This window comes from Sphingopyxis terrae subsp. terrae NBRC 15098, from assembly GCF_001598815.1.
In the GTDB taxonomy this organism is placed as follows: Bacteria; Pseudomonadota; Alphaproteobacteria; order Sphingomonadales; family Sphingomonadaceae; genus Sphingopyxis; species Sphingopyxis terrae.
Genome location: NZ_BCZQ01000004.1, coordinates 267,695 through 280,924 on the forward strand (window position 1 = coordinate 267,695; position 13,230 = coordinate 280,924).

General features: G+C 66.0%; 14 protein-coding genes. 10 read left to right on the top strand and 4 right to left on the bottom strand.

Going from position 1 to position 13,230, the window contains the following annotated elements; genetic code table 11:
* Positions 1-158 precede the first annotated feature (158 nt).
* From purB to STE01S_RS04075, 8 genes are all read left to right on the top strand, one after another.
* Complete coding sequence (gene purB, locus STE01S_RS04040) at positions 159-1,472, top strand: adenylosuccinate lyase (RefSeq protein WP_062765171.1); 1,314 nt, start codon at positions 159-161, stop codon at positions 1,470-1,472.
* 86 nt (positions 1,473-1,558) lie between these two features.
* Positions 1,559-1,906, top strand: a complete 348-nt coding sequence (locus STE01S_RS04045) for a lipopolysaccharide assembly protein LapA domain-containing protein (protein WP_058811860.1) — start codon at positions 1,559-1,561, stop codon at positions 1,904-1,906.
* Positions 1,903-2,577: an orotidine-5'-phosphate decarboxylase gene (pyrF, locus tag STE01S_RS04050; protein WP_003044140.1), complete on the top strand. Its 675-nt coding sequence runs from the start codon at positions 1,903-1,905 to the stop codon at positions 2,575-2,577. Before STE01S_RS04045 ends, pyrF begins: the two co-directional genes overlap by 4 nt.
* A 139-nt stretch (positions 2,578-2,716) precedes the next feature.
* The gene (locus tag STE01S_RS04055; protein ID WP_062765078.1) at positions 2,717-3,349 is read left to right on the top strand and encodes a phosphoribosylanthranilate isomerase; all 633 of its coding nucleotides are present in this window, start codon (positions 2,717-2,719) and stop codon (positions 3,347-3,349) included.
* Positions 3,350-3,448: 99 nt separating this feature from the next.
* Positions 3,449-4,669 (top strand): tryptophan synthase subunit beta, encoded by a 1,221-nt coding sequence (gene trpB, locus STE01S_RS04060; protein WP_062765174.1) that lies wholly within the window; start codon positions 3,449-3,451, stop codon positions 4,667-4,669.
* On the top strand, positions 4,666-5,457 hold the full coding sequence (gene trpA, locus STE01S_RS04065) for a tryptophan synthase subunit alpha (RefSeq protein ID WP_062765081.1): 792 nt from the start codon (positions 4,666-4,668) through the stop codon (positions 5,455-5,457). Before trpB ends, trpA begins: the two co-directional genes overlap by 4 nt.
* The gene (gene accD / locus STE01S_RS04070; protein ID WP_003044151.1) at positions 5,454-6,305 is read left to right on the top strand and encodes an acetyl-CoA carboxylase, carboxyltransferase subunit beta; all 852 of its coding nucleotides are present in this window, start codon (positions 5,454-5,456) and stop codon (positions 6,303-6,305) included. The genes trpA and accD overlap by 4 nt, the downstream gene beginning before the upstream one ends.
* A gap of 31 nt (positions 6,306-6,336) precedes the next feature.
* A complete protein-coding gene (locus STE01S_RS04075; protein WP_062765084.1) occupies positions 6,337-7,653 on the top strand; it encodes a bifunctional folylpolyglutamate synthase/dihydrofolate synthase in 1,317 nt (438 codons plus the stop codon).
* On the opposite strand, the gene STE01S_RS04080 is transcribed toward STE01S_RS04075, so the two are convergent.
* The 3 genes from STE01S_RS04080 to STE01S_RS04090 all read right to left on the bottom strand — a co-directional run bounded on the left by STE01S_RS04080 (position 7,650) and on the right by STE01S_RS04090 (position 10,361).
* Positions 7,650-9,047: an MFS transporter gene (locus STE01S_RS04080; RefSeq protein ID WP_003044156.1), complete on the bottom strand. Its 1,398-nt coding sequence runs from the start codon at positions 9,045-9,047 to the stop codon at positions 7,650-7,652. The two genes, STE01S_RS04075 and STE01S_RS04080, sit on opposite strands and share 4 nt — an antisense overlap.
* 80 nt (positions 9,048-9,127) lie before the next feature.
* Positions 9,128-9,865, bottom strand: a complete 738-nt coding sequence (locus tag STE01S_RS04085; protein WP_062765087.1) for a DUF1223 domain-containing protein — start codon at positions 9,863-9,865, stop codon at positions 9,128-9,130.
* Between the two features lie 58 nt (positions 9,866-9,923).
* The gene (locus tag STE01S_RS04090; RefSeq protein WP_003044165.1) at positions 9,924-10,361 is read right to left on the bottom strand and encodes a response regulator; all 438 of its coding nucleotides are present in this window, start codon (positions 10,359-10,361) and stop codon (positions 9,924-9,926) included.
* Between the two features lie 157 nt (positions 10,362-10,518).
* Between STE01S_RS04090 and STE01S_RS04095 the strand changes: the two genes are divergently transcribed.
* Together STE01S_RS04095 and rsmD are read left to right on the top strand one after the other, a co-directional pair.
* Positions 10,519-11,373, top strand: a complete 855-nt coding sequence (locus STE01S_RS04095; protein WP_082813218.1) for a pseudouridine synthase — start codon at positions 10,519-10,521, stop codon at positions 11,371-11,373.
* Positions 11,373-11,915, top strand: coding sequence for a 16S rRNA (guanine(966)-N(2))-methyltransferase RsmD (rsmD, locus tag STE01S_RS04100; RefSeq protein WP_062765089.1), 543 nt, complete (start codon positions 11,373-11,375; stop codon positions 11,913-11,915). Before STE01S_RS04095 ends, rsmD begins: the two co-directional genes overlap by 1 nt.
* Here the strand turns inward: rsmD and STE01S_RS04105 are convergent.
* On the bottom strand, positions 11,912-13,174 hold the full coding sequence (locus STE01S_RS04105) for an MFS transporter (protein ID WP_062765179.1): 1,263 nt from the start codon (positions 13,172-13,174) through the stop codon (positions 11,912-11,914). The two genes, rsmD and STE01S_RS04105, sit on opposite strands and share 4 nt — an antisense overlap.
* Positions 13,175-13,230: the final 56 nt, after the last annotated feature.

Consider the following 13,230-nt stretch of genomic DNA (forward strand, 5'->3'; position numbering starts at 1 on the left):
TGAAGGGGCATGGGGGCAACCGTCCGCGTTCGCCGGAAGTTGCGGAGCGCGGGTGATTGGCGAAGCGGTCGACCCCTGCTAGGGGGCGCCCCATCGTGATTCCGTCGCGGTTTTGCGACAAGGCGCCGAACAGCGGCGCACAAAAGGAAGGTACATCAATGGTTCCGCGCTACGCCCGCCCGGACATGACCGCCATCTGGTCGCCGGAAAATCGCTTTCGCATCTGGTTCGAGATCGAGGCGCATGCGACCGAGGCGCTCGCGGAACTGGGAACGGTTCCCCAGTCCGCCGCGAAGGCGCTGTGGGACTGGTGGGCGACGAAACCCGTCATCGACGTCGACGCGATCGACGCCATCGAGGCGGTCACCAAGCATGACGTCATCGCCTTCCTGACCTGGGTCGCCGAAAATGTCGGCGAAGAAGCGCGCTTCATGCATCAGGGCATGACGTCGAGCGACGTGCTCGACACCTGCCTCGCGGTGCAACTCGCGCAGGCCGCCGACATCCTGCTCGCAGACCTCGACGCGCTGCTCGAGGCGATCAAACGCCGCGCATACGAACATAAGCTGACCCCGACGATCGGGCGCAGCCACGGCATCCATGCCGAGCCCGTCACCTTCGGACTCAAAATGGCCGAAGCCTATGCCGAGTTCGCCCGCTGCAAGGCGCGGCTGGTCGCAGCGCGCGCGGAAATTGCGACCTGCGCGATTTCGGGCGCGGTTGGCACCTTTGCCAATATCGACCCGCGCGTCGAAGCGCATGTCGCGGCGAAGCTGGGCCTCGCGATCGAACCCGTGTCGACGCAGGTCATTCCGCGCGACCGCCATGCCATGTTCTTCGCAACGCTCGGCGTGATCGCCTCGTCGATCGAACGCCTGTCGGTCGAGGTCCGCCACCTTCAGCGCACAGAGGTGCTCGAAGCGGAGGAATATTTTTCGCCGGGGCAGAAGGGCTCGTCGGCCATGCCACACAAGCGCAACCCGGTGCTCACCGAAAATCTGACCGGGCTCGCGCGCATGGTGCGCAGCGCCGCCATCCCGGCGATGGAAAATGTCGCACTGTGGCACGAGCGCGATATCAGCCATTCGTCGGTCGAACGCTTCATCGGTCCCGACGCGACGATCACGCTCGACTTCGCGCTCGCGCGACTGACCGGCGTGGTCGACAAGCTGCTCGTCTATCCCGAGCGCATGCAGAAGAATCTCGATCGCATGGGCGGCCTCGTCCATTCGCAGCGCGTCCTGCTCGCGCTGACTCAGGCAGGGGCGAGCCGTGAGGACAGCTATGCGCTCGTCCAGCGCAATGCGATGAAGGTTTGGGAAAGCGACGGCCAGCTTTCGTTGCTCGAACTGCTGAAGGCCGACGCTGACGTGACCGCGCGTCTGTCGGCCGAGCAACTGACCGCGCTGTTCGACCTCGACTATCATATGAAGCATGTCGATACGATCTTTGCGCGGGTGTTCGGCGGCTGAACGCGCCGGGCCTCGCCCAGAGACTCGCATCGTGCGCCAAAGTCGCTTAGGGTTCGATGCAGAGGCCGGTAAAGGAGCGCAATAACGTGGGAATCGTGCGAACCGTCATCTGGGTGTTGCTGACCATCATCCTCGTCGTCTTTTCGATGGCCAACTGGAATCCTGTCACCGTGACCATATGGCCGGGACAGGTGCTCGACACCAAATTGCCGGTGCTGATCTTTGCCGCCTTCCTGATCGGCAGCCTGCCGCTGTGGATCGCGCTGCGTACCTCGCGCTGGTCGCTGAAGCGCCGTATCGAAACGAGCGAACGGCAACTTGCCGATTTGCGCGCCATGGCCAACCGCCCGGCCGAGACGCCGCTCACCCCCGAACCGGCGCCGCAGTCGAAGCCCGTCAACGACATCCCACCCTCGCCGCTGGATCCGCAATGAGCTCGCCTGTCTATCTTGCCATCGACACCCCCCACCTCGATGCCGCGCTGACGCTGGCGCAGCGGGTGCGCCACCATGTCGGCGGGCTGAAGCTCGGCCTCGAATTCTTCTGCGCCAACGGTCATCACGGGGTGCACGAAATGGCGAAGCTCGGCCTGCCGATCTTCCTCGACCTCAAGCTGCACGACATCCCGAACACCGTTGCCAAGGCGATCCAGGCGCTGCGTCCGCTCGAACCCGCGATCCTGACCGTCCACGCCGCGGGCGGCCGCGCGATGATGGAAGAGGCCAAGGCAGTCGCGGGAAGCGCGACCAAGGTGGTCGGCGTTACCGTGCTCACCAGCCTCGACGCGCCCGATCTCGATGATATCGGCGTCGGCGGCACCCCGCACGACCAGGTCGTCCGCCTCGCCGCGCTGGCCCGCGAATCGGGTCTCGACGGCATCGTCTGCTCGGGCCAGGAAGTGAAGGCCGCGCGCAAGGCATGGCCGGGCGGCTTCTTTGTCGTACCGGGGGTGCGCCCTGCTGACGGCCGTGCCGGCGATCAGAAGCGTATCGTTACCCCGGCGCAGGCGATGGCTGACGGCGCCTCGATCCTCGTCGTCGGCCGACCGATCAGCCAGTCGCAGGACCCCGACCTCGCGGCGCGCGCGATCGAAGCGACGCTGTAAACACACTTTCATTCAACCATCGTCATTGCGAGGAGCCGAAGGCGACGAAGCAATCTCCAGCTATCGGGATTGTGTTGCGCCGATGGCTGGAGATTGCTTCGCTTCGCTCGCAATGACCTAAATGATCGAACCCTGATATATGCCCCCACTTGTCAAAATCTGCGGCCTCTCTACGCCCGAAACGGTTGACGCCGCTATCCGGCTCGGCGCGACGCACATCGGCCTCGTTCACTATGAACCGAGTCCGCGCCACGTCGATCTGAAGACCGCTGCCGCGCTTCGCCAGCGCGCCGGGGGGAGAGTGAAGGTTGCGCTGCTTCTCGTGAATGCCTCGCAACAGGTGACCGGCGAGGCGCTCAGCGCGGTGCGCCCCGACATCGTCCAGTTTCATGGCAATGAAACACCCCAATGGCTCGCCGCGGTCAAACGGCTCGTTCCCGCCGAAGTCTGGAAGGCGGTCGGCCTGAAGGATGCCGGAACCCTGGAACGCATCCGGCAGTTTGAGGGCGCGGCCGACCGCATCTTGTTCGATGCGCCGGCAGCGGCGTTACCCGGCGGCACCGGCACCCGCTTCGACTGGTCGCTGCTCAAGGGGCATCGCCACACGATCGATTGGGGCGTCGCAGGCGGACTGACCCCGGCCAATGTCGCACAGGCGATCGCCGAAACCGGCGCGCCGCTCGTCGACGTGTCATCGGGGGTCGAAAGCGCACCCGGCGTCAAGGATATGGACAAGATCGCCGCTTTCCTTAAAGCGGTCGGCAGATGCTGACACCGCAGTCCCTCATGACGCGCATCGGAAAACGATGGCGCTGACCGCTTGAGACCCGATCTTCAAGTGCGCGCCCACCCGTAACCGATGGATATGACCATGACCGAAGCACCGACCCTGCCCAACAGCCTCCGCACCCAGCCCGACGCGCGCGGCCATTTCGGCGCCTTCGGCGGCCGCTATGTCGCCGAAACGCTGATGCCGCTGATCCTCGATCTCGAACGCCATTATCGCGCTGCGCAGGCCGACCCTGCGTTCAAGGCCGAGTTCGACTATCTGCTCAAAAATTATGTCGGCCGCCCGAGCCCGCTGTGGTTCGCCGAGCGGTTGACGAACGATCTGGGTGGCGCGAAGATCTATTTGAAGCGCGAGGATCTGAACCACACCGGCGCGCACAAGATCAACAATTGCATCGGTCAGATCCTGCTCGCCAAGCGGATGGGCAAGACCAAGATCATCGCCGAAACCGGCGCCGGCCAGCACGGCGTCGCGACCGCGACCGTGGCAGCGCTCTTCGGCCTGCCCTGCACCATTTTCATGGGCGCGGTCGACGTCGCGCGGCAGCAGCCGAACGTCTTCCGCATGAAGCTGCTCGGTGCCGAAGTCGTCGCGGTCGAAAGCGGCGCGAAGACGCTGAAAGATGCGATGAACGAGGCGCTCCGCCACTGGGTCGCGAACGTCGAGGACACCTTCTACATCATCGGCACCGTCGCGGGGCCGCATCCCTATCCCGAACTGGTGCGTGATTTCCAGTCGGTGATCGGCGAGGAAGCGAAAGCGCAAATTCTCGAAGCCGAAGGGCGCCTGCCCGACATGCTGATCGCCCCCGTCGGCGGCGGGTCGAACGCCATCGGGCTGTTCCATCCCTTCCTCGATGACACAGACGTCGAGATCGTCGGCGTCGAAGCCGCGGGCGAAGGATTGGGCGGCAAGCACGCCGCCAGCCTCGCGGGCGGCAAACCCGGCATCCTCCACGGCAACAAGACCTATCTGCTGCAGGATGAGGACGGCCAGATCACCGAGGCGCACAGCATCTCGGCGGGGCTCGACTATCCGGGCATCGGCCCCGAGCATAGTTGGCTGCACGACATCGGCCGCGCGCGTTACGAACCGGTCACCGACGGAGAGGCGCTCGCAAGTTTCCAGAAACTGACCAAGCTCGAAGGCATCATCCCCGCGCTCGAAAGCGCGCACGCGATCGCCGCTGCCGAACGCATCGCGCCGACGCTGGGCAAGGACAAGATCATCATCGTCAATTGCTCGGGCCGCGGCGACAAGGACATCTTCACCGTGGCGGAAGCATTGGGGGTAAAGCTGTGACCCGCTTCGCCGCCGCCTTCGCCAAGCCGCGCCCTGCGCTCGTCGCCTTCATCACCGGCGGCGATGGCGACACCGCCGCGAACCTTGACGCGCTCGTCGCGGGGGGTGCCGATGTGATCGAACTGGGCATGCCCTTCACCGATCCGATGGCCGACGGCCCCGCGATCCAGGCCGCAAACCTGCGAAGCCTCGCCAAGGGGACGACCACCGCCGACCTGTTCGGTATCGCCGCCGCCTTCCGCCAGCGCCATCCCGACACGCCGCTCGTGCTGATGGGCTATGCCAATCCGATGACGATCCGTGGCGCCGACTGGTTCGCCGCAGAGTGCGCGAAAGCAGGGGTCGACGGCGTGATCTGCGTCGATATTCCCTCGGAGGAAGATCCCGAACTCGGCCCCGCGCTCCGCGCTGCCGGGATCGACCTGATCCGCCTCGCAACGCCGACGACCGACGCGGCGCGCCTGCCCGACGTGCTGAACGGCGCGGGCGGCTTTCTCTATTATGTTTCGGTTGCCGGGATCACCGGGATGCAGCAGGCCGCTCAGGCGAGCATCGAGGATGCGGTTGCGCGCCTGAAAGCCGCGACCGACCTGCCGGTCGCGGTCGGCTTCGGCGTTCGCACCCCCGCGCAGGCGGCCGACATCGCCAAGGTTGCCGACGGCGTCGTCGTCGGATCGGCCTTCATCGACATCATTGCCGAGCATGGCGACGCCGCGGCGCCGCATGTCGAAGCCTTCACCCGTTCGCTCGCCGATGCTATCCACGGCGCAAAGGAGATCGCCGCATGAGCTGGCTCGACCGCGTTCGCAACGCCCTGCCCTTCACCGCCAAGCGCGACACCGCCGACAACCTCTGGCACAAATGCCGCCAGTGTCAGCAGATGGTGTTCGTCAAGGAGTGGGAAGACAATCTGAACGTCTGCCCGCGCTGCGACCATCACGACCGCATCGGCGCCAAAGAGCGCTTCGCGCAGCTTTTCGACGGCGGCCTGCACGAGTTGATCGCCGCCCCTGCTGCACCCGAAGATCCGCTGAAGTTTCGCGACACCAAGAAATATGTCGACCGCATCAAGGCCGCACGCGCGCAGACCGGCGACCGCGACGCCTACCAGAACGCCTTCGGCCGCATTTCGGGCCAGGGCGCCGTGATCGGCGTGCAGGATTTCGCTTTCATGGGCGGATCGATGGGCGTGGCGGTCGGCGAAGCCTTCGTCGCCGGGGTCGAGGCCGCGATCAAGCGCGGCGTCCCCTACATCGCGATCACCGCCGCGGGCGGCGCGCGGATGCAGGAAGGCACGCTGTCGCTCATGCAGATGCCGCGCGCGACGGTTGCGCTCCAGCGGCTGCGCCGCGCGGGCCTGCCTTATGTGGTGCTGCTCACCGACCCGACAACGGGCGGCGTGACGGCCAGCTATGCGATGCTGGGCGATGTGCAGATCAGCGAACCCAATGCGCTGATCGGCTTTGCGGGCCAGCGCGTGATCGAAAATACGATCCGCGAAAAGCTGCCCGAAGGATTCCAGCGCGCCGAATATCTGCTCGATCACGGGATGATCGACATGGTCGTGCATCGCAAGGAGCTGCCCGCGACGCTCGGCCGCCTGATCGGCTATCTCGCGCCCGAAAAGGCGGCTTGATCCCTCCTCCTGACGGACGGAGGGAGAATCCATGCCCGACCACGCGCACAGTTCCGATCCCGCCGTTCAGGCGCAGCTCGACCGCCTCGCGGCGCTGTCGCCGGGTCGCGACATATTGGGGCTGGACCGCATCGCCGAACTGTGCGCGCGCCTCGGCGATCCGCAGGACCGGCTGCCGCGGACCTTCCATGTCGCAGGGACCAACGGCAAGGGATCGACCTGCGCCTATCTGCGCGCAATACTGGAGGCGCAGGGGCGCCGGGTCCACGCCTATACCAGCCCGCACCTCGTCCGGTTCAACGAGCGCATCCGACTGGCGGGCACCCTGATCGACGACGCGGCGCTCGCCGCCTTGCTTGGCGAAGTCCTCGACGTCGCGGAAGGGCTGCACGCAAGCTTTTTCGAGGTGACGACGGCGGCGGCTTTCCTTGCCTTTTCGCGCATCCCCGCCGACGATTGCATCATAGAGGTCGGGCTGGGCGGACGACTCGATGCGACCAATATCATCCCGGCCCCGGCGGTGTGCGGCATCGCGTCGCTCGGCATCGACCATGAGGCCTTTCTGCTCGCTCCCGAAGACGGCACCCCGACGCGTCCTGCCGAACGGATCGCGTGGGAAAAGGCCGGCATCATCAAACACGGCGCCGCGCTGGCGACGCTCGCCTATCCGCCGCCGCTGGCGCGGGTAATCGCGGACCGGGCCGAGGCGGCGGGCGTGGTCCCGTTCGTCGAGAGCGAAACCTGGTCGGTCGAAGCCGTCGGCGACGCCTTTCGCTGGCGGTCGATGGACGGGGAACTCCCCGCCTTGCTGCGCCCGCGCATGGCGGGCGGGCATCAGATGCGCAATGCGGGGCTTGCGATTGCGATGCTCCATCTCGCGCCGGGTCCGAAACCCGATGCGGGCGCGATCGAGCGCGGCATCGCCGCGGCTTACTGGCCGGCGCGGTTGCAACGACTGGAGAGCGGACCGCTCGCAAAGCTGCTCCCGCCCGCCACGACGGTGTGGCTCGACGGCGCCCACAACGCCGATGCAGGGCATCAACTCGCGCAGCATTTTGCGGGCGATGCGCGCCGCATCCATCTGGTCACCGGGATGCTCGCCAACAAGCATCCCTCGGCGTTGATCGATCCCCTCGCCGGCAAGCTCGCCTCGATCACCGTCGTGCCGGTGCCCGGGCACGAGCATCATGGCGCCTCAGCCTTCGGGCCGGAAGCGCTCGCGGCCGATACCGTCGAGGCTGCGCTGGCCGGATTGGCCGTAGCCCCTGTGACCGAGATCGTCCTGATCGCCGGCTCGCTTTACCTTGCGGGCGAGGTGCTGCGCGCGAACGGCGAATTGCCCGATTAGGCCGACGCCTCGCGCGCATGCCGGGTACCCGCCGTGCCGACCGATTGGTCAACGAGCCCGCTGCGCATCATCAGCCAGAATAGGACAATACCCGGCAGGGCCGCGGCGACGGTGAACAGATAGAAGTTCACATTGCCCATATTGTCCATCATCGCGCCCGCCGTGGTGCCGGTCAGGAAACGACCGACAATGCTCGCTGCGGAGGAGATCAGCGCATAATGCGCCGCAGTGAAGCGCAAGTCGCAGAGCGCCGAGAAATAGGCGACGACGACGACGCCGCCGATGCCGCTCGCAATATTTTCGAACCCGATCGCGCCGGCGAGGCCCCAATTGCTGTGGCCCGCTGCCGCGAGCAGCGCGAAGCTGAAATTGCTCACCGCCATCAGGATCAGGCTGAGCAGCACCGACTTCTTCATGCCCATCCGCGCGTAGAGAATCCCGCCGATGAAAATGCCGATCAGATAGGCCCAGAAGCCGATACCGACGTCGTAGATCGCAATCTCGTCATTGCTGAAGCCAAGATCGTTGAGCAGCAGGCGCAGCGTCAGATTCGCGAGCGTATCGCCGATCTTGTGAAGCAGGATGAATAGCAGCACCAGCCAGGCGCCATGGCGACTGAAAAACTCGCGGAAGGGACCGATGATACCCGCGACAAGTCCTGGCTTGCCTTCGCGCGAGAGTGCCGCGCGGTGCCGCTCGGGCTCGCCGACCCAAAAGCCCGCAATGACCGCCGGCAATGCAAAAAGCGCACATGCCAGATAGGCCGCCTCCCATCCTTGCCGCGCGGCAAGATAGAGCGCGAGCGCACCGGCCCCCGCCGATCCGATCCGCCAGCCATATTGCGACATGCCCGATCCGACTCCGAGTTGTTCGGGCTTCAATATCTCGATCCGGTAGGCGTCGATCACAATGTCGAACGTCGCGCCCGCTGCACCCACGAGAACCGCACCGACCGCCATTTCGAACAGCGCGGCGAATTCGCCTTCATGGCCAAGCCCGAACCGCTGCATGAGGTGCCCCACGGGAGACTGGCCGACTTGCTGCGGATCGACCAGCGCGAGATTGCCGACCGCCAGCATGACGAGCATGGCCGTCAGGATCAGCCAACTGATCCGTTGGCCGACCACCCCTGCCCCCGGAAGGCGGATCGTATCGACGATCCAGGCCCATAGCGGTTTGAAATTATAGACGAGAAAGGCGAGCGAAAAGGCGGTGATCGACGATTTTTCGAAACCGTCCTGCGACAGTCGCGTCGTCAACGTCGCACCGATCATCGCATAGGGAAATCCCGACGAAATGCCGAGCAGCAGCGCCGCCAGCGGCGCGCGTTCCAGATAGGGCCGGATGCTGTCCCACCAGCTTTGCGGTGGCGGCGGCGCCATATCTGCCTGCATAGATCCTCCCTGTCGCGCCCGGCCGACCGGCGACGCATCGAACCGTTCGGCCTAAAGCAACAGGACCAAATTGGAAGCAGCTATTTGGCGGGGCGCCCGATCCAGCGGACGGCGTGCACGCGCCCGCCGGCGCGGTCCTGCAACAGCACCGCCCAGCGGTCGGCGCCGCGCTGGCCCGCGATCGCTGCGGGCATTGCAGCCGCGCAGGCGCCGCTTGCGGGGCAAGGAGCCGCCGCCTCGGCCAGCACGACATTGGTATAACCCAGCCTCCGGTTGCCATTCTCGCCGCGGGCGACGTCGACCGAGGCGTGGTGCGCGATCGCCAGGAAGCGCAATTCGGCACCCGCTGCGGACCGCGAAGCGACCACACGGCCGCCGTCGAGGCGAAGCGCCGCGTCGCTTGGCGCGGCGCCGATCATCCGGCGCAGCGCCCGCTCGTCCGATCCGACGGCGGCCGCGCTCCCCTGCACGACGGCTTCGGGGGTATAAACACCCGCCCCCGGCAGCCCGCGCCGCGCATAGCGGTCCTGAAGCGCATCATTCGCGGCGCGAGCGAGCGTATCCTTCCATCCCAGCCGGTCCCAATAGGTAACGGGGCGGCTGACCGCGACCACGGAGCCTTCGGCATCCAGTCTTTCGAGCAACTGGTCGGCGGGCGGACAGGAGGAACAACCCTGGCTGGTGAACAACTCGACCAGCACGGGCGCCGCGGGCGGCGTCGAAGCCGCGATGGCGGCGGACGGTCGATCGGATGGCCCGAACAGGAGCGCGGCGGCCGCCCCCAAAGCCAAGCTGAACAGCGGAAGCAATATCTTCAACGGGATCCTCCTCGCGCATCGGCACTCAACCGCCGGTTCGGTGGAGGCAGCGGGCCGGTTACGCGGCCTCGGGACGCCAATAGGTTTGCATCCCGCTCACCTTGCGCGGCATCTTGTGCTTGCACACCATCGTCTCGACGGCGCGAACCGCGTGGAGAAGCGCCGCCGCCCCGTGCGGCTTGGTCAGGCAGGCGAGCGCGATGTCGCCCGCATCTTCGGGACATTGCCCCGTTACCAGCAGTACGGCAACGCCGCGGTCGCGCGCGAGCCGCGCAACCTCGCGTCCCGTCATGTGCCCCGCGAGCTTGAGGTCGAGGATCAGCGCATCGATCGTCTTGTCTGCCAGCATCGCGACAGCCGCTTCGCCCGAATCGACCGTCGCAACGACGTCATAGCCACCATGCTTCAGGGTCCGCTCATTGTCGAAAGCGACCAGCGGATCATCCTCGACGATCAGCAGCCGTTTGAAGCAGGATGGGCGGGACGCGAAGAGCATTTTACCTACCTTCCGTCCGCCGCATGACTCTGCGTGCGCGTCCTCGCAAGATTGCTTTTGCTTGCCATCGACGAAGCGACACTTTTCCGGCTATGAGCGTGGCCATATTACAACATCCCTTTTCCCGAATAACGATATGAAAGCCGCATCCGTTCCGATGACGACACGCCGCCCACCCCGTTCGCCGTCCCGCCCGCCCGCTTCCCCGCAGGGCGACGCTCCGCGTGGCCGCCGCAGCGCGCGCGCGGCACAACCGCCGCGTAAGGCTCCGCCCAAGGAAGAGGAGCGCGAGGACGGGCCGCAGCGCATCAACAAGCTCCTGGCGCGCGCTGGCGTCGGGTCACGGCGCGATGTCGAACGAATGATCGAGGAAGGCCGCATTGCACTGAACGGCGCGGTGATCCTGCAACCGGCGCCGCTGCTCTCATCGCTCGAGGGCTTGACCGTCGACGGCAATCCGGTCGCAAAGCCCGTATCGACGCGCCTCTATCGCTTCTACAAGCCGGTCGGCTGCCTGACCGCGGCGCGCGACCCCAAGGGACGCAAGACGATTTATGACGTGCTGCCCAAGGGGCTGCCGCGGCTGATGCCCGTCGGGCGGCTCGACTATAATACCGAGGGCTTGCTGTTGCTGACCAATGACGGCGAATTCAAGCGCCAGCTCGAACTGCCCGCCAGCGGGGTCGAGCGCACCTATCGCGCCCGCGCGTTTGGCGACATCAGCCAGGCGCAGCTTGAGGAACTGGTCGAGGGGGTCGAGATCGACGGGGTCCGCTATGGCAAGATCGACGCCAATCTCGAACGGCGGACGGGGCGCAACCAGTGGATCGAGCTGACGCTGACCGAGGGCAAGAATCGCGAGGTTCGCCGCGTGCTCGAACATCTGGGGCTGCAGGTGAGCCGCCTGATCCGGACGCGATATGGCGCTTTCGAGCTCGACGGCCTCGATGTCGGCGCGGTCGAGGTCGTACCACGCGATGCCTTGTTCCAGTTCCGGCGGCGGATGGGCTGATGCGCGTCATTTCCGGCGAATGGCGCGGTCGCAAGTTGATCGCGCCCAAGAATGATGCCACTCGCCCGACCGCCGACCGCACGCGCGAGACACTCTTCTCCATGCTTGCAAGCCGGCTCGGTAGTTTCGAGGGCTTGTATGTCGCCGACCTGTTCGCGGGGTCGGGCGCGCTGGGGATCGAGGCCTTGTCGCGCGGCGCCGCGCAGTGCCTGTTCGGCGAGCAGGATCGCGAGGCGATCGACGCCCTGCGCAAGAATCTGGCGGCGCTCGGTGCGGCCGGACGCGCTGACGTGCGGGCCGGTTCGGTCCTCGCACTTGGGCCAGCGCCGCGCAGTTTCGATCTGCTGCTGCTCGATGCGCCCTATGCAACCGGCGCGGGCAGTGTCGCACTCGACAAGCTGGCGCGGCTCGGCTGGGTCGATGCCGATAGCTGGATCTCGATCGAAACAGGCGAGAAAGAAAGCGTCGACGTCGCGGGCTTCGCGATCGAAGCGGAGCGAAAGGTCGGAAAAGCTAAGCTGACGCTGCTGCGTATAGCCTAGGCACGCGCCGGATCGCGCACCAGCAACAGGCCACAAAAGCTGACCAGTCCGGCGAGCGCCAGATAGAGGCCGACGACCTCGGTTCCGCGCCAGTCACCGAGCGCCTGCGCCGCGATCGGCGCGGCGGCGCCGCCCAATATGCCGCCGACATTGAAGGCGACCGACGCGCCGGTGTAGCGGACGCGCACGGGGAACAGGCCGGTCAGCCAGCTCCCGAGCGGGCCGTAGACGAGGCCCATCACGAACAGCGATGTGGCGAGACCTGCGAAGATCGTCAGCCAGCTGCCCGAGGCCAGCGCCGGACCGAACAGCAAACCGACGAGCATCGTCGCGCCGCAGCCCCAGCGCAGCACGCGCTGTGCGCTAGAGGCATCGCTGGCATAACCCGCAAAGATAATGCCGCCCGCCATGAACAGGATCGCGCCGAGCTGGATGAGCAGAAATTCCTCCTTCGGATAGCCGAGCGTGGTGGTGCCGTGCGCGAGGGCGAAGCTGGTCGCGAGATAGAAGATCGCAAAACAGGCGACGACCGCGAAGGTGCCGGCAAGCGTCGCGACGAAGTGGCCGCGCAACAACTCGCCGATCGGAACGCCGACGGGCGCGTCGCGCTCCAGCGCCTCCGAAAAGGCCGGCGTCTCACCGATCTTTAGCCGCACCCACAGGCCAAGGCCGACGAGCACGGCGGAAACAAGAAAGGGGATACGCCAGCCCCACGCCGCAAAATCGACATCGCTCAGCCAAAGGCCCAGCAACAGGAACAGTCCGTTGGCGGCGATGAACCCGACCGGCGCACCGAGCTGCGGGAACATGCCGAAGCGCGACTGCCATCCGGGCGGCGCATTTTCGACCGCGAGCAGCGCCGCACCGCCCCATTCCCCGCCCAACCCGAAGCCCTGGCCGAAGCGCAGGATGCACAGCAGCAACGGCGCGACCCAGCCGACCATCGCATAGATCGGCAGAAAGGCTATGAGCAGCGTCGAGGCCCCCATCAGCATCAGCGAGGCGACGAGCGTCGACTTCCGCCCGATCCGGTCGCCGAAATGGCCGAACACGACGGCGCCGACCGGCCGCGCGAAAAAGGCGAGCCCGAAGCTCATGAAGCTGAGCATCAGCTGCGCCGACGGCGATTCCGAAGGAAAGAAAAGCGGCCCGAAGACCAGCGCAGCGGCGGTGCCGTAGATATAAAAATCATAAAATTCGACCGCGGTGCCGACCAGACTTGCGGTCAAAATTCGGCGATGTCTGCGATATGGCTCCAGATTCACGGCCGCTTCCCCTCCCCGGTTCGAATGATGCCAGCTACCGTATGTCCGGT